The sequence below is a fragment of the Streptomyces sp. NPDC005784 genome, from assembly GCF_042871525.1.
Classification (GTDB): Bacteria; Actinomycetota; Actinomycetes; order Streptomycetales; family Streptomycetaceae; genus Streptomyces.
In genome coordinates this window covers 18,133-39,074 of sequence record NZ_JBIAIQ010000036.1, presented here as the reverse complement: position 1 = coordinate 39,074, position 20,942 = coordinate 18,133, and the positions used below count along the sequence as shown (strand labels likewise).

General features: G+C 71.4%; 19 protein-coding genes and 2 pseudogenes. 14 read left to right on the top strand and 7 right to left on the bottom strand.

Features of this window, described 5'->3' with window-relative positions; translation table 11 throughout:
* The first annotated feature begins 189 nt into the window (after positions 1–189).
* The 5 genes from ACFYR3_RS36280 (at position 190) to ACFYR3_RS36260 (ending at position 4,848) form a co-directional block, all read left to right on the top strand.
* Entirely contained in the window at positions 190–1,461 is a 1,272-nt protein-coding gene (locus tag ACFYR3_RS36280; RefSeq protein ID WP_389286218.1) for a TIGR02679 family protein, read from the top strand.
* Between the two features lie 159 nt (positions 1,462–1,620).
* Complete coding sequence (locus tag ACFYR3_RS36275) at positions 1,621–2,118, top strand: helix-turn-helix domain-containing protein (protein ID WP_351121400.1); 498 nt, start codon at positions 1,621–1,623, stop codon at positions 2,116–2,118.
* Positions 2,119–2,323: 205 nt separating this feature from the next.
* Positions 2,324–2,848 (top strand): SRPBCC family protein, encoded by a 525-nt coding sequence (locus ACFYR3_RS36270; RefSeq protein WP_355852618.1) that lies wholly within the window; start codon positions 2,324–2,326, stop codon positions 2,846–2,848.
* Positions 2,848–3,954, top strand: coding sequence for an LLM class flavin-dependent oxidoreductase (locus tag ACFYR3_RS36265; protein WP_389286216.1), 1,107 nt, complete (start codon positions 2,848–2,850; stop codon positions 3,952–3,954). The genes ACFYR3_RS36270 and ACFYR3_RS36265 overlap by 1 nt, the downstream gene beginning before the upstream one ends.
* A gap of 360 nt (positions 3,955–4,314) precedes the next feature.
* Complete coding sequence (locus tag ACFYR3_RS36260) at positions 4,315–4,848, top strand: hypothetical protein (protein ID WP_389286214.1); 534 nt, start codon at positions 4,315–4,317, stop codon at positions 4,846–4,848.
* Here the strand turns inward: ACFYR3_RS36260 and ACFYR3_RS36255 are convergent.
* Positions 4,836–5,009, bottom strand: coding sequence for a hypothetical protein (locus ACFYR3_RS36255; protein WP_389286212.1), 174 nt, complete (start codon positions 5,007–5,009; stop codon positions 4,836–4,838). The two genes, ACFYR3_RS36260 and ACFYR3_RS36255, sit on opposite strands and share 13 nt — an antisense overlap.
* Before the next feature lie 109 nt (positions 5,010–5,118).
* Here ACFYR3_RS36255 and ACFYR3_RS36250 point away from each other — a divergent pair, with 109 nt between their 5' ends.
* Complete coding sequence (locus ACFYR3_RS36250; protein ID WP_389286210.1) at positions 5,119–6,456, top strand: hypothetical protein; 1,338 nt, start codon at positions 5,119–5,121, stop codon at positions 6,454–6,456.
* A gap of 75 nt (positions 6,457–6,531) precedes the next feature.
* Positions 6,532–6,729 (top strand): annotated as a pseudogene (locus ACFYR3_RS36245) (hypothetical protein); the annotation flags it as partial.
* Between the two features lie 279 nt (positions 6,730–7,008).
* Here ACFYR3_RS36245 and ACFYR3_RS36240 read toward each other — a convergent pair.
* The 4 genes and pseudogenes from ACFYR3_RS36240 to ACFYR3_RS36225 all read right to left on the bottom strand — a co-directional run bounded on the left by ACFYR3_RS36240 (position 7,009) and on the right by ACFYR3_RS36225 (position 10,283).
* Positions 7,009–7,800, bottom strand: a complete 792-nt coding sequence (locus tag ACFYR3_RS36240; protein ID WP_389286208.1) for an SDR family NAD(P)-dependent oxidoreductase — start codon at positions 7,798–7,800, stop codon at positions 7,009–7,011.
* A gap of 5 nt (positions 7,801–7,805) precedes the next feature.
* Positions 7,806–7,928: pseudogene (locus ACFYR3_RS36235) on the bottom strand (acyl-CoA dehydrogenase family protein); the annotation flags it as partial.
* Between the two features lie 95 nt (positions 7,929–8,023).
* The gene (locus ACFYR3_RS36230) at positions 8,024–9,766 is read right to left on the bottom strand and encodes a hypothetical protein (protein WP_389286206.1); all 1,743 of its coding nucleotides are present in this window, start codon (positions 9,764–9,766) and stop codon (positions 8,024–8,026) included.
* A 97-nt stretch (positions 9,767–9,863) separates the two neighbouring features.
* Positions 9,864–10,283 carry a TOBE domain-containing protein gene (locus tag ACFYR3_RS36225; protein WP_355851473.1) on the bottom strand — a complete coding sequence of 140 codons (420 nt, stop codon included), beginning with the start codon at positions 10,281–10,283 and terminating at the stop codon, positions 9,864–9,866.
* Positions 10,284–10,458: 175 nt separating this feature from the next.
* Between ACFYR3_RS36225 and ACFYR3_RS36220 the strand changes: the two genes are divergently transcribed.
* The 4 genes from ACFYR3_RS36220 to ACFYR3_RS36205 all read left to right on the top strand — a co-directional run bounded on the left by ACFYR3_RS36220 (position 10,459) and on the right by ACFYR3_RS36205 (position 13,458).
* Positions 10,459–10,848: a cell division protein SepF gene (locus tag ACFYR3_RS36220; RefSeq protein ID WP_355851470.1), complete on the top strand. Its 390-nt coding sequence runs from the start codon at positions 10,459–10,461 to the stop codon at positions 10,846–10,848.
* Positions 10,849–11,076: 228 nt separating this feature from the next.
* On the top strand, positions 11,077–12,234 hold the full coding sequence (locus tag ACFYR3_RS36215) for an ATP-binding protein (protein ID WP_355851467.1): 1,158 nt from the start codon (positions 11,077–11,079) through the stop codon (positions 12,232–12,234).
* On the top strand, positions 12,231–12,563 hold the full coding sequence (locus ACFYR3_RS36210; protein ID WP_355851464.1) for a nucleotide pyrophosphohydrolase: 333 nt from the start codon (positions 12,231–12,233) through the stop codon (positions 12,561–12,563). Before ACFYR3_RS36215 ends, ACFYR3_RS36210 begins: the two co-directional genes overlap by 4 nt.
* Before the next feature lie 415 nt (positions 12,564–12,978).
* The gene (locus ACFYR3_RS36205; protein WP_355851461.1) at positions 12,979–13,458 is read left to right on the top strand and encodes a DUF6099 family protein; all 480 of its coding nucleotides are present in this window, start codon (positions 12,979–12,981) and stop codon (positions 13,456–13,458) included.
* A gap of 421 nt (positions 13,459–13,879) precedes the next feature.
* On the opposite strand, the gene ACFYR3_RS36200 is transcribed toward ACFYR3_RS36205, so the two are convergent.
* The gene (locus ACFYR3_RS36200; protein WP_356782683.1) at positions 13,880–14,803 is read right to left on the bottom strand and encodes an LLM class F420-dependent oxidoreductase; all 924 of its coding nucleotides are present in this window, start codon (positions 14,801–14,803) and stop codon (positions 13,880–13,882) included.
* Between the two features lie 221 nt (positions 14,804–15,024).
* On the bottom strand, positions 15,025–15,738 hold the full coding sequence (locus ACFYR3_RS36195) for an SDR family oxidoreductase (RefSeq protein ID WP_355851455.1): 714 nt from the start codon (positions 15,736–15,738) through the stop codon (positions 15,025–15,027).
* 108 nt (positions 15,739–15,846) lie between these two features.
* Here ACFYR3_RS36195 and ACFYR3_RS36190 point away from each other — a divergent pair, with 108 nt between their 5' ends.
* The 3 genes from ACFYR3_RS36190 to ACFYR3_RS36180 all read left to right on the top strand — a co-directional run bounded on the left by ACFYR3_RS36190 (position 15,847) and on the right by ACFYR3_RS36180 (position 20,828).
* On the top strand, positions 15,847–16,470 hold the full coding sequence (locus ACFYR3_RS36190) for a TetR/AcrR family transcriptional regulator (RefSeq protein WP_355851452.1): 624 nt from the start codon (positions 15,847–15,849) through the stop codon (positions 16,468–16,470).
* A 336-nt stretch (positions 16,471–16,806) separates the two neighbouring features.
* Positions 16,807–18,288 carry a 3' terminal RNA ribose 2'-O-methyltransferase Hen1 gene (locus ACFYR3_RS36185; protein WP_389286202.1) on the top strand — a complete coding sequence of 494 codons (1,482 nt, stop codon included), beginning with the start codon at positions 16,807–16,809 and terminating at the stop codon, positions 18,286–18,288.
* Positions 18,285–20,828, top strand: a complete 2,544-nt coding sequence (locus ACFYR3_RS36180; RefSeq protein WP_389286200.1) for a polynucleotide kinase-phosphatase — start codon at positions 18,285–18,287, stop codon at positions 20,826–20,828. The genes ACFYR3_RS36185 and ACFYR3_RS36180 overlap by 4 nt, the downstream gene beginning before the upstream one ends.
* Positions 20,829–20,942: the final 114 nt, after the last annotated feature.

Sequence of the window (20,942 nt, the reverse complement as noted above, 5' to 3'; positions counted from 1 at the left end):
GTGGGGCATGGGGATCTGGTGGGGCATCCGGTTTCGGTGGGGCGTCTGGATCCTGCGGGGTCTCGGGATCCGGTGGGGCGTCTGGACTCGGTGGGGTTTCGGGATCTGGGCGGGCCCCGCGATGCGGTGGGACCCCGGGATCCGGTCGGGTCCCAGGACCCGGTGGGGCCGGAGAGCGAGACGGGTGTCGTGGAAGCCGTGTTGTCCGCCGCGCCGCAGGCCGTCGAGCAGGCCGACGTCGAACGCCTCCGACGGCTGCTCGGTGATCCCGGCCTCGCCTGGCTTCTGGAACGGGCCCGGCAACGGATGGCACGCGGCCGTGCGCTCACCGGCCCGGTCACCCTGTCCCACCCCGATGAATCCCAACGCCGAGCTGTCGAAGGCCTGTTGGGGCGGGCGCCGCAGGCCGCCCGCTCCCTGACCGTTCGCCTCGACACGGTGGACCTGATCCTGCGCCGCTCCGGTGCCGGCCGTGACGGACTGGCGGCCGCTGTCGTGACCCTGACCGGCCCTGTCACGTTGCGCGCCGAGGCCCGGGACGAAGAGGCGCGGGCGTGGGAAGAGGTGTACGCCCCGCTGGGCACCCTCGGAGCCGAACTCGCCGACTGGGCGGAACGAATACGCAAGGACGGTCTCGTACGGCGGCTCGCGCGCACACCGGAAGCCGCCGGCCCCCTGGTGGCGGCCGCGGTGCGGGCGCTGCGCCCGCTGCCCGTCGTACCCCCGACATCCCGTACGACGTTCGCGGCGCAGAACCTCTCGGGCGCGCACGCTCTGGACGAGGGGACGCCGCTCGCCGCTCTCGTTCTGTCGGGCCTCCGATCTCTCACGGGTTTCCCCGACGGCGCCGGTGCCGAGTGGCGACGGGACGCGTGGGCGTCGGCCGGTCTGCTCAAGGACGATCTGTCATCGACCGTCCTCTCCCTCAACCTGCGGGGCAACCCGTCCCTGGACTGGATGGCCGATGCCGGTGAGCCCGTGGTCCTCACCTTGCGCTCACTCACCCGGGACCCGCAGGCTCCCGCGGTCCCGGCGACGGGAACCGTCCACGTCTGCGAGAACCCGGCCGTGCTGTCCGCCGCCGCCGACACCTTCGGCCCGGCCTGCCCGCCCATGGTGTGCCTCCAGGGTCAGCCCTCGGCGGCCGCGCTCACCCTGCTGCGCGGCCTGTCCTCCCAGGGAACGCGCCTTCGCTATCACGGAGACTTCGACTGGGGCGGTGTGCGTATCGCCACGGCACTGCGGCGCGGTGTCCCCTGGCAGCCGTGGCGCTACACGGCCTCCCATTACCGGGCGGCGGCGGCCAGGTTGGGCGAGGCCGCCCAGGCGCTGACGGGCTCGCCCGCCGCCACTCCATGGGATCCCGCCCTGGCCGTCGCCCTCGCCGAACGCGGGGTCCGGGTCGAGGAAGAGGTGGTACTCGACGCGTTGCTCTCCGACCTGGAACGGAGGGGGCGTTGAGGGAAGGGGGTGCCGGGAGAGAGAAGCGTTGAGGCACGGGCCATTGGGGCACGGGAACCGGCGGGGCGTGGGCGCGGGCACTCTTGGATCCGGCGGTCAAGGCGCCCGACCCGCCGCGAGCTGCTGGGTTCATTTCCGAGACTCTCGTATGCTGGGCGCGTGAGGCGGACTTCTTTTGCGAACTGGCCCTGTTCCATCGCGCGCACGATGGATCTGCTCGGCGACTGGTGGACGCCGCTGGTGCTTCGGGAGGCGTTCTACGGGATCAAGCGGTTCGACGCGTTCCAGCAGGAGCTCGGCATCGCGCGCAACACGCTGACCGACCGGCTCCGGCGGCTGGTCGACGAGGGGCTCATGGAGAAGCGGGCCTATCAGACGGATCCGGTGCGGTACGACTACGTGCTCACCGAGATGGGCCGGGACTTCTTCGGGGTGCTGGCCGCCATGAACAGCTGGGGCAACCGCTGGCTCAGCGGCGAGCAGGGGCCGCCGGTCGTCTTCCATCATGACCGCTGCGGGCACGAGAGCGACGCCGCGGTCGTGTGCGCCGACTGCGGTGAGCCGATGACGGCCGAGGACACCCATCCGCGGCTCGGCCCCGGCTACCCGCCCCACCTCGCCGAGCGCCCGGACATCCGGAAGCGCTTCACCGCCTGACCGCCCGACCGCCCGACCGCCCGACCGCCCGAGCGCCGGCTCGACCGCGGGTCCCGCTTCCGCTTCCGCCTAGGCCTCCGCTTCCGCTCCCGGCCCGTGTGCTGGGGGCGGTTTTCCTTGACAGGTCAGTCTATCTACGCAACTCTCAAGGTCAGAGCCCTAGGGGGATGTGTTCCCTGGGAGACGAGAGGAAGGCCGGAGACTCATGGAGTGGACGGGTGCGCGCTACGCGGACCAGCCGACGGTCGATGTACGGATACGGATCGACGCTCCACCTCGTCGGGTGTGGGAGCTCGTATCCGACATTCATCTGATGCCGGAGCTGAGCGCGGAGCTCCAGTCGGTCGAATGGCTCGACGGCGCGACGGGACCGGCGGTCGGCGCCCGCTTCGTGGGGCGCAGCAGGCACGAGTCGCTGGGGGAGTGGGAGACCACCTCGTACGTGGTGGAGTGCGAGCCGTACCGGGCGTTCGCCTGGGCGGTGGCGGACCCCGAACACCCCAGCGCCGTCTGGCGGTTCGGCCTGGAGGAGACGGACGGCGGCACCGAGCTGACCCAGTGGATGCGGATGGGGCCGGGCCGTTCGGGGCTCTCCTTCGCGATCGACCGGATGCCGGAGAAGGAGCAGAAGATCGTGTTCGTACGGCTGCGGGAGTTCGAGCGGAGCATGACGGACACCGTCGCCGCGATCAGGAAGCTGGCCGAGAACGTGGAAGGGGCGGGTGCGTGATGCGTACCTCCACGACGATCGAGGCGTCATCGGGCGACTGGCGGGAGACCGTCGACTTCGTGGTCGAGGCAGAGAAGCTCGGGATGGACATCTGCTGGGTGGCGGAGGCCTGGGGTTCCGAAGCCCCTTCTCCGCTGGGCTACTTGGCGGCGCGGACCGACCGGTTGCTGCTCGGCTCCGGGATCATCCAGCTCGGGACCCGCACCCCGGCGGCCATCGCCCGTGCCGCGATCACACTCTCCAACATCTCCGGCGGGCGCTTCCTCCTCGGCCTCGGCCCGTCCGGCCCCCAGGTGATCGAAGGACTGCACGGCGTGCCGTTCGCGCGCCCGCTGTCCCGGATGAGGGAGACCGTGGAGATCGTCCGACAGGCGGTCGCCGGGGAGAAACTCTCGTACGAGGGAGGGGAGTTCACGATCCCGCTGCCGGGCGGTGAGGCGCGGCCCATGCGGATGTCCATGCGGGCCGAGCACGACCTGCCCGTCTATCTCGCCACGCTGTCGCCGAAGATGCTGCGGCTGACGGGGGAGGTCGCGGACGGCTGGCTGGGTACCAGCTTCGTGCCGGAAGGTGCCAAGGAGGCGTACTTCGACCACCTGGACGCGGGCCTCGCGGCGGCGGGCCGAAGCCGCTCCGACCTCGATGTCTGCCAGGGCGCCGAAGTGGCGTTCGCCGAGGACGAGGACGCGCTGCGCGCCATGGTCGCGGGCCGGAAGAAGGAACTCGCCTTCAGCCTGGGTGGGATGGGCTCCGCCACCACCAACTTCTACAACGCCGCCTACAGCAGGCAGGGTTGGGCGGAGATCGCCGCCGAGATCCATGAGCGCTGGCAGGCCGGGGACCGGGACGGCGCCGCGGGGCTCGTGACGGACGAGATGGTCCTCGGCACCACCCTGATCGGCACCGAGGACATGGTCCGCGAACGGCTCCGGGTCTGGCGCGCCGCCGGAGTCGACACGGTCCGCCTCTACCCCGCGGGCGAGACCCTCGACGAGAGGCTCACAACACTGGGGCGTGCGCTGGACCTCGTATCCGCTGAGAATCTGGTCACCGCCGGGAATCCGGATACTGCCGAGAAGCCTGCCACCTTCCCGGAGTCCGTCTGACGGACGACGCGCTCTGACGGGCAACGTGCTCTGGCGGGCGACGTGCTTCGGGACCGACGGCCTGCCCGGTAGGGATGACCGGGGCCGTCGCTCGGTCATCCGTGCTCCGCGGCTGTCCGGCTGTCCGGCTGTCTGCTGTCGGCTGTCGGCCGGAGTCGAGGTGGGCAACCCCGTGCACCCGGCCGGCAGCCCCGGGGAAGCCGGCCGGCAGCTCAGGGAAGCCGGCCGGGCGGTAGTCGGCCATCACCTGATCAGCGGAACTCCCGTGGCGGGGGAGGGGCGGTGGACGGACGCTCGAACTCCCCGATGCTTCCGGCACGGGGACGGCCAGCGGCCGACAGCGCATCGAGGTGGTCGAGCATGAGCCAGGACTCTTCACAGCCTCCGGGCCCCCCGCCCGGTGGTGGCACGGGGGCGCAGCCGAGCGGCGGCGACATGCCGCTGTGGGGAGACCAGTGGTCCGGAGCCGCGCCCGCCGCGGGAGGCATGGGGCCTCCGCCCTCGGGCAACAGCGACTGGACGGCCGGTGGCGTCACCTTCGCGGGTGTCCTCCTCCTGGTGAACGGTGCCCTCAACATCCTCCAGGGCATCTCCGCGATCGCCAAGGACGACGTGTACGCGCGCGTGCACGACTACGTCTACCGCATCAACCTCACCGGCTGGGGCTGGATCCTGCTGATCCTCGGCGCGATCGCCGTCGTCGCCGGCTGGGGGATCCTCAAGGAGGCTGGGTGGGCCCGGATCACCGGCATCGCGCTGGCCTCGCTGAGCATGCTCTTCCAGTTCATGTTCCTGCCGTACGCGCCGATCTGGTCGGTCGTCCTGCTCGCCATCGATGTCTTCATCATCTGGGCACTGGCCTCGTACCGGCCCGACGCCCGTCAGCCGCGCTGACGCACCCCTTTCATCCCGTCGCCGAACGAGCGCCGCCGAGAAGGGGGCTGTCGTATGCCGTCGAACCTCACGAACTCGAACCTCACGAACTCGAACACCACGAAGTCGAACGCCATGAAGTCGAACGCCATGAACTCGAAGCTCACGAACTCGAACCCCACGAACTGGACCGAGCGGAACGAGACGCGCCATGGATGACGTGATCGACCGGACGCGGGCGGTCCTTTCCGCCCGCGGCACCGCGGGCACGATCAGCGATGCGGAGACGACGTGAGCGCCGGCGCCGTGAGCGGTGGCGGCGCGAGCGGCGGCGACGCACACGAGATCGCCGAGCTGCGGGCCCGGGTCGCCGAACTGGAGCAACGCCGGCCGAGGATCGAGCATCACCGCGTCCGGTCGTTCTTCGCGGTCGTGCTGATCCTCCTCGCGGCCCTGCTCACCCCGCTGAGCGCCGTGTCGGCCTGGACGAGCGATCTGATCGGGAACACCGATCGGTACGTGGCCACCATGAAGCCGCTCGCCTCCGACCCGGACATCCAGAACGCCGTCGCGAACCGGGTGACCAAAGCGGTGATGCAGCATGTCGACGTCCAGACGCTGCTCGAGTCGGTCGCTCCCGCGGACCGGCCCCGGCTGACCAAGGCCCTGGGGCCACTGAGTGGCCCGATCACCAGTGGCCTCACCGACTTCGTGCACACCGTGGCGCTGAAGTTCGTCAGCAGCGACGCGTTCGCCACCCTGTGGGTCGAGCTGAACAGGAAGGCCCATGCCGCCGTCGACAAGGCGTTGACCGGAAGCGGCGGCGGAGCGGTGAAGCTCACCAACGACGCCGTCGTCATCGACCTCGCCCCTGTCATCGACAAGGTCAAGCAGGCGCTCGTCGATCAGGGACTCGGCGTCGCCGCGAAGATCCCGGAGGTGCACACCAACTTCACGGTGATGACCTCCAAGTCCATCGGCAAGGCCAAGAAGCTCTACCGGCTGCTCGAACTCGTCGGATTCTGGCTGCCGGTACTGACCCTTCTGCTGGCGGCCGGTGGTGTGCTGCTCGCCGTACGCAGGCGCCGTGCCCTCGTCACGGCGGCGCTCCTCGTGGCAGCCGGGGCCGCCGTCCTCGGCATCGCGCTCTGGATCTTCAGGGCGCTCTATCTCGACGGCTTGCCGGCGGACGCCTCCCAGGCCGCCGCCGGGTCGGTCTTCGACACCCTGGTGCGCTATCTGCGGACTTCGGTACGCATGGTGATCACCCTTGGCATCGTCGTGGCGCTGGCGGCCTGGCTGACCGGCAGAGGTCGTGCGGCCAAGCGGGTCCTGGCCGCCTGGACCGGCGGCATCGGTGCCGTGCGCACCGCGACGGGGTTCGACCTCGGAGCGGTCGGAGCATGGGTGCACCGGGTCAAGAAGTGGCTGAACTGGACCGTGGTCGTGGTCGCCGCCGTCATCCTGCTGGTCTGGAGCTACCCCACGGCCGCCGTCACCATCTGGATCGCCGTGCTGGCCCTGCTGGCCCTGGCGGTGGTCGAGTTCCTCGACGACGACGGCACTCCGCACCTGACCGGCTCCATCGACGGACCGGCGGCGGGACCTACTGCCAAGAGTCCGGCCTGACCGGTCGACGGCCGTGACCGGGTCCGACCGGGGCTCTGTTCCGGGCGGTCCCGGCGGTCCCGCCCGGAACAGGGCCCCGATGTCGTCGTGGTCCTCACCGACGGGCAGACCCCCTGGCCGGAAACGCGACCCCCGTGCCGGACGGTCGTGGGACTCTTCCCCCGCGGGGGGTCCGACGACTCATGGGACGAGGACGATCCCGACTACGTGCCCGACCAGCCGCCCGCCCGGGCACGCGTGGTCGAGATCGGTTCGGCTCCGGCGACCCGCTGAACCTCTCCGGGCGGCCCGGACCCAGGACGCTGAGCGGGGCGAGTCAGGCCGTACGAGGGGCCGGACAGGCCTGACCGCTAAGGCGGGTCGGGCAACCCCGGTCGTAAGCGCAGGCCTTCGGCCGAACTCGTGCCATACGCGCGGGCCTTCGGCCGAACTCGTGTCATACGCGCGGGCCTTCGGCCGAGCCAGGGTCGTAGGTTTGGAGCCCCGGCCGAGCCAGGGTCGTAGGTTCGGGGCCCCGGCCGGACTCGGGTCGTACGGCCGGTCGGGGATGCCCTACACGCTGTAACCCCCGTCAACCCCCAGCGCCTGCCCGGTGATGAAGCCCGCGCGGTCCGAGGCCAGGAACGCCACAGCCTCGGCGATGTCCGTCGCGGTCCCGAAGCGGCGCAGCGGGGTGTTGAGGCGGGTGATCTCCAGTGCCGCGTCGTCGAGTTCGCCGGAGTCGATCAGGCGGGCGGCGATGCCGTCGGTCAGCATGCCGGGTCCGACGCAGTTCACCCGGACGCCGTAGCGCCCCTCCTCGGCGGCCAGGGCGCGGGCGACGGCCTCGACCGCCCCCTTGGGGCCCGAGGAGAGGCCGTCGCGGACGGGGAACCGGCGGGTGGCCACGGTGGTGACGGCGACGACACTGCCCCGGCTCTCCCGCAGCAGCGGCAGCGCCGGGTGCACCAGGTTGAAGAACGCGCCTGCGTCCGCGTCCAGTTGGGAACGGAACCGGCTCGGCGTGACCCTGCTCAGGTGCACCATCGGCACATGCGGGCCCGCCGCGTGGACGAGGGTGTGCAGTCCGCCGAGCGCCGCGGCCGCCTCGGACACGGCGGCGGCGACGGACTCTTCCTCCGTCAAGTCGAGCCGCAGAGGCATCACATGGCGGCCCTGCTCGGCGAACTGCTCCGTGAGCTCCGCGGCGAACGCGTCGGCGGATGCCTTGCTGGTGCGATAGGTGAACACCACGTCGCTGCCCCGCTCGGCGAGCATCCGTACGATCGCCGAGCCGATACCGCCGGTGCCGCCCGCGACGAACGCGACACCCTTGCGGTGCGAGAAATCCGACGTCTTCGACATCGACATCACAGTCCCAGGGATTTGGCGATGATGACCTTCATGACCTCGCTGGTCCCGGCATGGATCCGGGTGACGCGCGCGTCCGCGTACAGCCGGGCGACGGGGTATTCCAGCATGTATCCGTACCCATGAACACCGGTGGCGCACGATCGGCGTCGGCCCCGGCTCGTTCTCCCGCTCCGCCGTCGTGACCAGTTGACGGCCTGGGAGCGGGGCGGAGTGCTCAGGGCTGCGACGGCGTGAAGTGGAGGTCCGTGCTCGACAGGGTCATCGGCGACGCCGAGACGGCGCGCAGACGCATGCGCACGCCGGCCCGTGGGAGCTGGAACTTCCCTTCGGGAGGCCGGAGTTCGTAACGGCCGAAGGCATGGCCGGCCAGTGTGGCCGGGCCGGACGCCACCGACCAGTAGCGGCTCAGGCCCTGGCCCGTGGTCACCGTGAAGTGCGGGCTCAGGGCCGCGGCGCCGAGGTTGGTGACGCCGATGCTGAGGCCGGTCACAGTCTCTGCGGTGCGGCGCGCGTCGACGACCTGCATGCGCAGCGGCGGTGATCCGGTGGCCGCCAGGCTCACCGCCGCCGCGGTCGGAGCCAGCAGCAGGGCGACCGCCGCCATACGGGCGCCACGCCGGTGCGGGCCGCGCAGGAAGGCGGGGCGGGGCTGCCACGCGGTCCTGAAGGACTGCCAGGGCGCGGTGATCGCCGCGGCCACCCACAGCGGCGTCATCAGCAGGTAGTAGCCGTCCTGCGATCGGGTCGCCACGTAGAACGCGCACCAGGGCAGCACGGTCGCCGCCGGTCCCAGCCGTCGTACGAACAGTACGAACAGCGCCAGCAGACCCGCCGCCAGCAGCAGACTCGCGTGCGCGTACCAGTTGAGGCGGTCGCTGCCGTCGGTGAAGTACAGCGAGATGCCGACCAGGCCCTGCCCGTGGATGTCCGCGTCCTGCGTGAGGGGCAGCGCGATCCCGGAGAGCCAGGCGCGCGGTTCGCTCACGATGAAGTACGCGTTGATCAGCAGCCATGTGGTGGCGGCGATGCCGACGATCCGTCCCACCGCGATCGCGGCCGCCCGCGCGCCGAGGTCCCCGCGGCGCAGCGCGTACACCCCTGCCAGCAGGAACGGTGCCAGGAACCAGGGGAGTTGCTGTGCCGCGCAGGCCGCGCCGAGGCAGGCCGCCCGCGCGATGTCGCCGCGTCCGCCGCCGCCCATCCGTGGCCAGCCCATGACCACCGGGATGAGCAGGGCGCAGGCGAGGATCGCCGGATAACCGAGTCGCGCGTACGTCGGCAGCAGACCGAGGCCGAGCCAGGTGAGCGTCGCGGCGGAACGCCACGGCACCGGCAGCTTCCGCCACATGAAGACCGCGCCCGCGATCAGGGCCCCGGTGCTGACCATCGTCGCGGCGGCCGAGCCGTGTCCGACCCACAGCAGCGGCGTGGTGAGCATCAGCGCGAGCGGCGGATAGCCGTACGTGAAGTCGTAACCGCCGTTCATCGTCGCGGTGAGGGCGACGCCGTGGCCGAAGAGCCAGGGCCACGGACGGTCGTAGACCTGGTGACCGGCGAGGAACTCGTGGGCGGCCTGGGTGGTGAGGATCGACTCGTCGCTGCCCTGGTGGCTCATGACGAGCCCGCACACGACGAGCGTCAGCGCGGTCAGGAGGACGCAGAGGTCGAGTCGCGCCAGCGAGCGGCCCCGGCGCACCACGAGAGTCAGCACACCCGTCACCAGGATCGAGGCGTAGCAGAGCGAGACGATCGCGGCCACGAGGAGCCGGTGGCTAGCGGCCTGCGCCCACAGTGGACGCGTACCGATGAAGAGGCTGATGTCGGCCAGGAGGGTCAGGACGCGGTGCCACTGTGCGGGCGCGTCGCCCGGGTTCCACCGCGTGAGCAGCTCGCCGGGCGAGGCCTTCGAAGGGGCCTGCCGGCGGGTGGGCGCCGGCTTGATTTCTGCCGAGTACACGCCGTAAGACGCTAATTCTCGCAGGTGAGCCGCGCTCGACGGGACGTGAAGAGTCCGGTATGAGGCGAGTAAGAGCACCCGTTCGGCGGTCCGTGCGTCAGGCGTTGGACAGTGACACCTCGGTGGACTTGATGAGCGCGACGACTTCGGAACCCGCCGAAAGACCCAGTTCGGTGACCGCGTCCTTGGTGATCACGGAGGTCAGCTCGCCGCCCGCGACGTGGACCTTGACGCGGGCCATGGCGCCGCCGGAGGCGACGTCGGTGACCGTGCCCGGCAGCTGGTTGCGGATGCTCAGCCCGTCCACCGGACCGGTCGCGAGGGACACCTCCGTCGACTTGAGCAGGGCCCGCACCGTGGAGCCGGAGGCCAGGCCGAGCTCCTGTACGGCCTCCAGGGTGACGGCCGCGGTGATCTCCTGTCCGGCGTCGAGCCGGACCTTCACCGTCGCCATCACTTCACCCGGGGTGACGGATGTGACGGTGCCGGGGAGTTGATTGCGGATGCTCAGGCTCATGAGGAGACCTCGATTGCAGTGCGGCGTGATGGATATGGACGTATATGCGTAGCTTGCCGCACGCGTCGTCTCCCCGTCCGGGTCGCGGACCGTGTCGCTGTTGGGCCGAACGGGTGACCATGCGTAAGAATTGCCCGGTGCAGACAACGAGTGCGAGCCAGGACGGGGTGGATCGATGACCGGCCACGACGTCACCGATGAACAGTGGGAAGGGCTCGCCCAGGTCGTGCCGCTGCGAGGCCGGGACGCCTGGCCCTCCGCGGTCCGCCACCGGTCGATACCCGAGGCCGAGACCGAGACGCGGCGCCGCTTCGTGGTCCTGCGGGTCAATGTCTTCGCGGACGCCCGCGACGTGGCCGAGACGCTGATGTCCGGCATCCCCGTCCTCCTCGACCTGACCAGCGCGGAGACCGAGGTCGCCAAGCGGGTACTGGACTTCAGTACGGGCGTGGTCTTCGGCCTCGCCAGCGGAATGCACCGGGTCGACCGGAACGTGTTCCTGCTGACGCCCCCGGGGACCGAGGTGCGGGGGCTCATGGAGGGCGTGGGAGTTCCCGGACTCTGACCTCTCGGGGCGGGTCCGGGGTTCCCGCGACTCGGGGTCGCGCGTCGGCCGTCCGACGGAGTTCCCGGTTGGGGGTTCGGGAGCGTTCCCGGCCAGGGATGTGAATGGGCTTCCCGTCACGGGTCCGACGGGTTCCTGGGCCCGGGATCGGGCCGTCCCGTCCCCCGATCGTAGGAAGGTCCCCCGGGTGTAACGGTTCGCCTCGCAGTGGAGGCCTACCGTCCGCATATGACCCTGTCCTCGCCGGAAGCTCCCACGGCGGCGGAGGCGCGCCCCGTCCGTCCGGGCGTCACCGAGCTGCGGCTCGCCGCCTTCGCCACCCATCGCCGCGTCCGGTTCCCGCTCGGACCGCTCACCCTCGTCACCGGCCCCAGCGGCAGCGGCAAGACGGCCGCCCTGCGGGCGTACGAGGCGCTGGCGCGGCTCGGTGCCGGTGCCGGGCTCCGGGAGGTGTTCCCGGACCCGGTCACCTGTGTGCCCGAGCGGTCCCGGCCCGACGCCCAGCACCGCCGCGGCTTCCGTATCGGCTGCACGGTGGACGGACCCGAAGGCCCGGTCCGGCTCGATGTCGCGGTCCAGGCCGAACCCGAACTGCGCATCGTGGGCGAGCGGTTGTCGGCGGGCGGGCAGACCCTGCTGGAGACGGCGCTGCGCGACCCCGGCCGCCCGTCCGTCCAGGCGGCCTGGCACACCGGGGGTTCCTCCGCGGTGACCCGGGTTCCGCTCCCCGACGACCGCCTCGGTACCGCGCTGCTGCCCCTGCGTGTCGCGGGCCGCACCGCCGGCGAGTGCCAAGTCCTGGCCGCCGCCGAGCAGATGGTGCTCGCGCTGCGTTCCGTCTATGTCTGTGATCCGAGCCCGAATTCCATGCGGGCTCCCGTTCCGCTCGGTTCCGGGCGGCTCCTGCGCGGCTGCGACAACCTCGCCGAAGTGCTGTGGCGCACAAGGTCGGAGTGCGGCCACCGCTATGCCCACCTGGTCACCGCGGTCCGCGCCGGCTGCGCGGGCACGGTCACGGACGTCCTGGCCGAGGTGCTCGGCGGCGGGACGGTCCGTGCGCTCCTCGACCGAGGGGACGGCGTCCGTACGCCGCTCGGGCTGCTCGGGGACGGCGAGTTGAGGTATCTCGCGCTGGCTCTGGTGCTGCTCACCGGGCCCGGCGTCCTGGAGGTCGACCCGGCGGGCGAGGTCCCGGCCGCGTTCCAGTCGCTGACGGTCCTGGCCGACGGTTTCGACCGCGGACTGGACGCCCGGCAGACCGGGGAGCTGGTGCGGCTGGCGGCGCGGATGTGTGAGCGGGGGCACATCCGGCTGATGGGCGCGGTGAGCGACGGGGCGCACGCGTTCGGGGTGGCCGGGGTCACGGTGGTAGACCTGACGCCGTGAGTGAACTGGACGTAGCGACGCTGCAGCGCAGACTGGCCGAGTTCGCGGCCGCGCGGAACTGGCAGCCGTACCACACCCCCAAGAACCTGGTCGCCGCCCTGAGCGTGGAGGCGTCCGAACTCGTCGAGATCTTCCAGTGGTTGACGCCGGAGGAGTCGGCCCGCGTCATGGACGACGAGGACATCGCGCACCGTGTCACCGACGAGGTCGCGGACGTCCTCGCGTACCTGCTGCAGTTCTGCGAGGTGCTGGGCATCGACCCGCTCGCGGCCCTGGACGCGAAGATCGACCGGAACGAGCGGAGGTTCCCGGCACCGGGGAGTCCCTGACGGGCTTCCCTGAACTACGTGCCTCTTGACGGGCCTCCGCGCACCGGAGGGTTTCTGATGGGCGGGCTTCCGCGCACCGGTGGGTTTCTGATGGGTGGCCGTCCCCGCGCCGGTGGGTTCCTGATGGGCGGGCTTCCGCGCACCGGTGGTCCCCGACGGGCGGTCCTTCCCCGCACCGGAGGGCCCGCTGATACGCCTTCCCGGCACCGGAGAACCCCCTGACGGGGCGACCGTCGCGCGGCGCGAAAAGAGGAATCTGCCACTCTCCGTAGTCGTCGAGGTGGTCCGATGCGATTCCGTGTCCACAGATTTCGGGCTTCCTCTGGCTTTTCGTCTCAAGGGACTTCACTCTGGGTAGTGAACAAGGGAGTTCGGGCGGACGTGCGAGAGCGCGTCGGACAGACGGGGGCAGCGCATGGAAGCGGTGCGGCTCATCGTGGCAAGCAGACGTGCCCTGGCAGAGAGCGGCGACACCCCGGAGGTGATGGCGGAAGCGTGGCAGGCGCATTCCCTGGCACAGGCGATCGGCAGCCGCCTCGCCGTGTCCGGACCCCCTGAACTCCGGGGCGAGGCCCTCGGGTTGACTGAGCTGGCGGGCCGCGGCTGCGGAGTGCTCGGCAACCACGCCCTCGGAGTCGGCGCCTTACGGGCCGCCCAGCTCACGGAGTTGGGCGACGCGCGCGAGGCCCTGCTCTGCCTCGGCGGCCTTCTGGCCGAGGTCGGCATAGCCCTGGTCGGCATCGCCTGCGCGGCGGACGACGAGGGGACCTACTGGCAGTGCATGGAGGCGATCGACGCGGCTGACGAGTCCCGGGACCGCGTCCTGGAGATGCTGAGACGACTCGCGGTGCGGGACGAGAAACGTGTGGTGGAACGGGATTCGGCTGCGGGGTAGGAGCCCCGCCGTCTCCGGTCTTCGACCACCTTGCCGGGTGACGGCGGACGCGTGAGTTCGTGACGCACCACTCCGGCGGTGGCAGGCGCGGGCGCACCGGGCGCTCGACGTCCGACGCCAGGCCGACCGGCCCACCTTCCGCCCGCACCCCCGGCCGGATACCGACCCCCGACCGCGACCCCCGACCGCGACCCCCGACCGCGACCCCCGACTCCCGACCGTCGACTCCCGACCGTCGACTCCCGACCGTCGACTCCCGACCACCGACCGCGGCCCCCGGCCTTCGACCCCCGACTCCCGACCACCGACCACCGACCCGCGGCCCCCGGCCTGCGGCCGCAGCCAAGGCCGTCCGGTCGGCGTCGGCCGCGGCCGACGCCGGTGAAGCGGACCGACCGCCCGCGACGCCTCGCGTGACCGTTCAGCCCAGCTGCGGCGTCACCCGGGAAGCGATCAAGTCCAGTTGGTCCAGGTCGTCGAGGTCGAGCATCTGGAGGTACATCCGTTGCGAACCGACCGCCTGATACTGGGCGATCCGTTCGACGACCTCCGCGGGAGAGCCCGCGAGTCCGTTGGCCTTCAGTTCGTCGACATCGCGGCCGATGGCGTCCGCCCGTCGCCTCACCTCGCTGTCGGTCCGCCCGACACACACCACCAGGGCGTTGGAGTAGATGAGTTCGTCGGTCTTGCGCCCGGCCTGTTGCAAAGCCGCGCGCACCCGGCCGAACTGTGCCTCCGTGTCGGCGACCGAGGCGAAGGGGATGTTGAACTCGTCACCGAACCGCGCCGCGAGCGCCGGCGTCCGCCTGGCCCCGTGGCCGCCGATGAGGACGGGCACCTTCGCCTGCGCGGGTTTGGGCAGCGCGGGCGAGTCCTTGAGCTGGTAGTAGGTCCCGTCGAAGCTGAACCGCTCGCCGACCGGGGTGCCCCACAGCCCGGTGACGACGGCGAGTTGCTCCTCCAGCCGGCCGAACTTCTCCTTCGGGAACGGAATTCCGTACGCCGTGTGCTCGGCCTCGTACCAGCCGGCACCCAGGCCGAGTTCCACACGTCCGCCCGACATCTGGTCGACCTGAGCGACCTGGATGGCGAGGACGCCGGGGAGGCGAAAGGTTCCCGCAGTCATCAGGGTGCCCAGGCGGATGCGGCTCGTCTCGCGGGCGAGGCCGGCCAGGGTGATCCAGGCGTCGGTGGGACCGGGGAGCCCGTCGACGGACCCCATGTGCACATAGTGATCAGAACGGAAGAAGGCTCCGTAATGGAGGTCTTCAGCGGCCTTGGCGACGCGGAGCAGCATCTCGTAGGTCGCGCCCTGCTGCGGTTCTGTGAAGACTCGAAGATCCATGTATCCATCATGCACCGGTCACAACAGGCGCCCCGTGCCGAACCGCTGTCACGCCTTTCCCGATCGGGGAGTGGCTCTGCCGGCGGGCCCGCAGTGAGTGGGGCGGCTCCGTCGGCGTGGCCCGTAGTGGGTGGGGCGGCTCCGTCGGTGCGGCCCACGGCGAGTAGGTCGGCTCGGTCGGTGCGGCCCACGGCGAGTAGGTCGGTGCGGCCCGCGGCGGGCTACTCCTGTCCGGCGAGCTGGGGGTACAGAGCGCTCAGCTCGCCGGAGAGGCCGGCTTTGACCTGGCGGGTGAGCGCGTCCGCGAGGACTTCGTGGGCGTCCGTCTCGATCCCGTCGAGGGCCTGCTCGGCGACGCTCTGAGCGGAGACCTTGGGCACGTCGAGGCCCGCGGTCAGATCGGTGTCGACGTAGCCGACGTGCAGCCCGGTGACCTTGATGCCGCGCGGCTGGAGCTCCAGCCGCAGGGCGTTGCTCTGGGACCACAGGGCCGCCTTCGCGGCGCTGTAGCCGTCGGCCCCGGGCACCGTGACCCACGACAGCACCGAGTGGACGGTCAGGATGTGCCCGCCGCCGTTGCGCTCCAGGACCGGGACGAACGCCCGGGTGGTGAGCAGCGGCCCGAAGAAATTGATGTCGAATTCGCGCCGTACGTCCTCGATCGGGGAGTCGAGGAAGGACGTGGAGGCCGTCGCGCCCGCGTTGTTGATCAGCAGAGTGACGTCCTGGGCCTGTGCGGCGGCCGCCGCGACCGACGCCGGGTCGGTGACCTCCAGCGCCAGCGGCACCGCGTCGGGGTGGGAGACCGCCCGCGGGTCGCGGGCGGTCGCGTAGACCTTCTTGGCGCCGCGCTCGTAGAGGGCCTCCACGAGGGTCTTGCCGATGCCACGGCTGCCGCCCGTCACGAGCGCCACCGAACCTTCGATGCTGGTCATGAGCTTCTCCTCTTGAGGACCGCCAGGAAACCGATCGGTTTCCTCTATCTGTCCGCACTGTAAACCGATCGGTTTCCGCAATGCAAACGGAGACCGTAGGCTGGGCGTATGACACAGGCGACATCGACCGCGACCGCCGGCTCCTCGACCCGCGACCGGCTGCTCGACGCCGCGGCCGAGCTCTTCTACCGCGAGGGCGTCGGCGTCGGCGTCGAGGCGCTGTGCCGGGTGGCCGGGGTGTCCAAGCGCTCGATGTACCAGTTGTTCGACAGCAAGGACGACGTGCTGGCGGCGAGCCTGGAACGCAGCGCGCCCGCCTACCAGGCGTTCCTGCTGCCCCCCGACGACGACCGGCCGCCGCGTGAGCGCATTCTGCACGTCTTCGAGCGCCTCGAAGAGCTCGCCGACCGTCCGGACTTCCGTGGCTGCCCCTTCGTGGCCGTGACCGCGGAGCTGAAGGCGCCGGATCACCCCGCGAGCCTGGTCGCCCGCCGCTGCAAGGACGAGTTGACCGCGTTCTTCAGGCGGGAGGCGGAGCGCGGTGGAGCCGCGGATCCTGAGATCCTCGCACGCCAACTGACCGTCGCCTTCGACGGATCGGGCGTCCGGGCCGTCATGCAGGGCCGCGGCCTCGACGGCCTAGCCCTCGAGACCGCCGCCACCCTGCTCGACAGTGCCGGCCTGAACGGGCGCGGAGATGCCCCGCAGCGCGGGTCGGATACCTCCGACTGACCCCGGGCCACACCCCCGGCGGGCTCCGACTGACCCCGGGCCACACCCCCGGAGGGCCCCCGCGGGCCCCTGCGGGCGGCGAAAAACCCCGGGTCCACCTGGGGTGTTCGCTGTACGTTGTGGGGGCGCGCCGAGGACAGGCGTCGCCCCTGCGGTCGGCCGCGGCGCGGCGTGGCCACGGCTGCGGGGGCCGGGGGAGAGCCGGGAGCGGCGACGGCCGAGGCACGCTCGCCCACGCTGTGGCCCATCGGCGTCCGGCCAGTGCGCGCCCCTGCGCACCGTTCGGGCGACTCGCTGGGTTCCGCAGCTCAGAAGACGTTTCGAGGCAGACCCACTGTGTTCCTGACGATCAGTACCACCGGTACCCCAGAGCGCCCGGCGACCGATCTCGGCTTTCTGCTGCACAAGCATCCCGACAACGCGCAGATATTCTCGACGTCGTACGGCACGGCGCATGTGCTGTACCCCGAGGCGACCGTCGAGCGGTGCACGGCCGCGCTGCTGCTCGAGGTCGACGCGGTGGCGCTGGTCCGGCGGGGCAAGGGCAAGGGGCGCGGTGGCGCCCCCGACGCGGCGCTCGCGCAGTACGTCAACGACCGCCCGTACGCCGCGTCCTCGCTGCTCGCCGTGGCGCTCAGCGCCGTCTTCTCCAGCGCGATGAAGGGCCAGTGCGCCGCCCGGCCCGAGCTGCCGGCCGATCCCAGGCCGCTGCGCATCGAGGTGCCCGCGCTGCCCGCACGAGGCGGCGTCGACCTCGTCCGCGGGCTCTTCGAGCCGCTGGGCTGGACGGTGACGGCCGAGCCAGTGCCGCTCGACGTCCGCTTCCCGGAGTGGGGCGACTCCCGCTACGTACGCCTGGAACTGGCGGCGGAGAAGCTGACGCTCGCCGAGGCCCTGCGCCACCTCTACGTACTGCTTCCGGTCCTCGACGACGCCAAGCACTACTGGGTGTCGTCCGACGAGGTCGACAAGCTGCTGCGGGCGGGCGAGGGCTGGCTGCCGGACCACCCGGAGCACAAGCTGATCACCAGCCGCTATCTCTCGCGGCGTTGGTCGCTGACCCGGGAGGCCATGGAACGCCTCGAACTCGTCAGGCTCGCCGAGACCGACGACACCGAGGTCGAGGCGATCGACAACGCTGTCGACGAGGAGACCGACACCGAGGAGAAGCCGGTGCCGCTGGCCGTGCTGCGCCGGGACGCGATCCTTGCCGCGCTGCACGCGTCCGGCGCGAGTCGCGTCCTCGATCTCGGCTGCGGACAGGGCCAGTTGGTGCAGGCGCTGCTCAAGGACACCCGGTTCACCGAGATCGTCGGGGTCGACGTGTCGATGCGCGCGCTCACCATCGCCTCGCGCCGGCTCAAGCTGGACCGCATGGGCGAGCGGCAGGCCGCCCGTGTCCAGCTCGTCCAGGGCTCGCTCGCCTACACCGACCGCCGGCTCAAGGGGTACGACGCCGCCGTGCTCAGCGAGGTCATCGAACACCTCGACCTGCCCCGGCTGCCCGCCCTGGAGTACGCGGTGTTCGGCTCCGCGCGCCCGCGGACCGTCCTCGTGACGACCCCGAACGTCGAGTACAACGTCCGCTGGGAGACCCTGCCGGCCGGTCACTCCCGGCACAGCGACCACCGCTTCGAGTGGACCCGTGAGGAGTTCCGCGCCTGGGCCCGCAGGGTCGCCGAACGGCACGGCTACGACGTGGAGTTCACCCCTGTCGGCCTCGACGACCCCGAGGTCGGCCCGCCCACCCAGATGGCCGTCTTCACCCTGGCCACCGCCACCCCGACCCCGACCGCGAAGGAGGAGAAGGCCGCATGAGCGAGCAGACCACCCCGGGGCGCGTCCTGCCCGTCACCGACCTCTCCCTCGTGGTGCTGATCGGCGCGTCGGGTTCCGGCAAATCGACCTTCGCGCGACGGCACTTCAAGCCGACGGAGATCATCTCCAGCGACTTCTGCCGGGGCCTGGTCGCCGACGACGAGAACGACCAGAGCGCCAGCGGCGACGCCTTCGACGTGCTGCACTACATCGCGGGCAAGCGGCTCGCGGCCGGCCGCCGGACCGTCGTCGACGCGACCAGCGTCCAGGAGGAGAGCCGCCGGCAGCTGATCGAACTCGCCAAGAAGTACGACGTGCTGCCCATCGCCATCGTGCTCGACGTGCCCGAGGAGATCTGCGCCGAGCGCAACGCGGCGCGCACCGACCGCGCCGAGATGCCGCGCCGCGTCATCCAGCGCCACATCCGCGAACTGCGCCGCTCGCTGCGCCGGTTGGAACGCGAAGGGTTCCGCAAGGTGCATGTCCTGCGCGGGGTCGCGGACATCGAGAACGCTTCGGTGGTGACCGAGAAGCGGTTCAACGACCTGACCCACCTCACCGGCCCGTTCGACATCGTCGGCGACATCCACGGCTGCGCCTCCGAGCTGGAGACCCTGCTCGGCAAGCTCGGCTACGTCGACGGCGCGCACCCCGAGGGCCGTACCGCCGTCTTCGTCGGTGACCTGGTCGACCGCGGCCCGGACTCGCCCGGTGTGCTGCGCCGTGTGATGTCCATGGTCGGTTCGGGCAACGCCCTGTGCGTGCCCGGCAACCACGAGAACAAGCTCGGCCGCTGGCTCAAGGGCCGCAACGTCCAGCACAGCCACGGACTCGCCGAGACCATCGAGCAGTTGGACCAGGAGAGCGACGAATTCCGCTCCACGGTACGGGAGTTCATCGACGGGCTGGTCAGCCACTACGTCCTCGACGGCGGGCGGCTCGTCGTCTGCCACGCCGGCCTGCCCGAGAAGTACCACGGCCGTACCTCGGGCCGGGTGCGCTCGCACGCGCTGTACGGTGACACGACCGGGGAGACCGACGAGTTCGGGCTGCCCGTGCGCTACCCGTGGGCGGAGGACTACCGGGGCCGGGCGGCGGTCGTGTACGGGCACACCCCGGTTCCCACGGCCACCTGGCTCAACAACACCATCTGCCTGGACACCGGCGCCGTGTTCGGCGGCAAGCTCAGCGCGCTGCGCTGGCCGGAGCGCGAGCTCGTCGACGTACCGGCCGAGCGGGTCTGGTACGAGCCGGCCAAGCCGCTGGCCACCGAGGCGCCGGGCGGTCACGAGGGCCGTCCGCTGGACCTCGCGGATGTGCACGGCCGCCGGGCCGTCGAGACCCGGCACGCCGGCCGGGTGGCCGTCCGCGAGGAGAACGCGGCGGCTGCCCTGGAGGTCATGAGCCGCTTCGCGGTGGACCCCCGGCTGCTCCCGTACCTCCCGCCGACCATGGCTCCGACCGCGACCTCGCACGTCGACGGCTATTTGGAGCACCCGGCCGAGGCCTTCGCCCAGTACCACGAGGACGGGGTCGCGCGGGTCGTGTGCGAGGAGAAGCACATGGGGTCGCGCGCGGTGGCCCTGGTCTGCCGGGACGCGGACGCGGCGCGCGAGCGGTTCGGCGTCGACGGTCCGACCGGGTCGCTGTACACGCGTACCGGCCGGCCCTTCTTCGGCGACGCCGCCGTCACCGAGGAGATCCTCGGCCGGGTGCGCGCCGCCGCCACCGAGGCCGGACTGTGGGAGGAGCTGGACACCGACTGGCTGCTGCTCGACGCCGAGTTGATGCCGTGGTCGCTGAAGGCGTCCGGGCTGCTGCGCAGTCAGTACGCCGCTGTCGGCGCCGCGTCCGGCGCGGTGTTCCCCGGAGTGCTGACCGCGCTCGAAGGGGCGGCGGCGCGGGGCGTCGACGTCGGTGACCTGCTGACGCGCCAGCGTGAACGGGCCGCGGACGCACATGCGTTCACGGAGGCGTACCGCCGCTACTGCTGGACGACGGACGGCCTCGAAGGTGTCCGCCTCGCACCGTTCCAGATCCTGGCCGTCCAGGGCCGGAGCCTCGCCGCGCTGCCGCACGACGAGCAACTCGCCCTGATCGACCGGCTCGTGGAGCACGACGGGAGCGGACTGCTGCACACCACCCGGCGGCTCTACGTCGACACCGGCGACCCGGAGTCGGTGCGGGCCGGCGTCGACTGGTGGCTGGAGATGACCGGCCGCGGCGGCGAGGGCATGGTCGTGAAGCCGGTCGGCGCGGTGGTGCGCGGCGGTCACGGGCGCCTGGTGCAGCCCGGCATCAAGTGCCGGGGGCGCGAGTACCTGCGGATCATCTACGGTCCGGAGTACACCCGCCCGGAGAACCTCACCCGGCTGCGCGGCCGCTTCCTCAACCACAAGAGGTCGCTCGCCCTCCGCGAGTACGCACTTGGCCTCGAAGCCCTGGACCGCCTGGCCGAGGGCGAGCCCCTGTGGCGCGTCCACGAGGCGGTATTCGGCACCCTCTCCCTGGAATCCGAACCGGTCGACCCCCGCTTGTAGCGGGGAGCCCCCACCCGGGCGCGGGGAACGCCGCGCCCGGCCCCCGCCGGGGTGCGGCCGAGGGGATACCCCTGGTCTGTGCCCCGGAAGGGGACACCGCTCGACCAGAGGGTC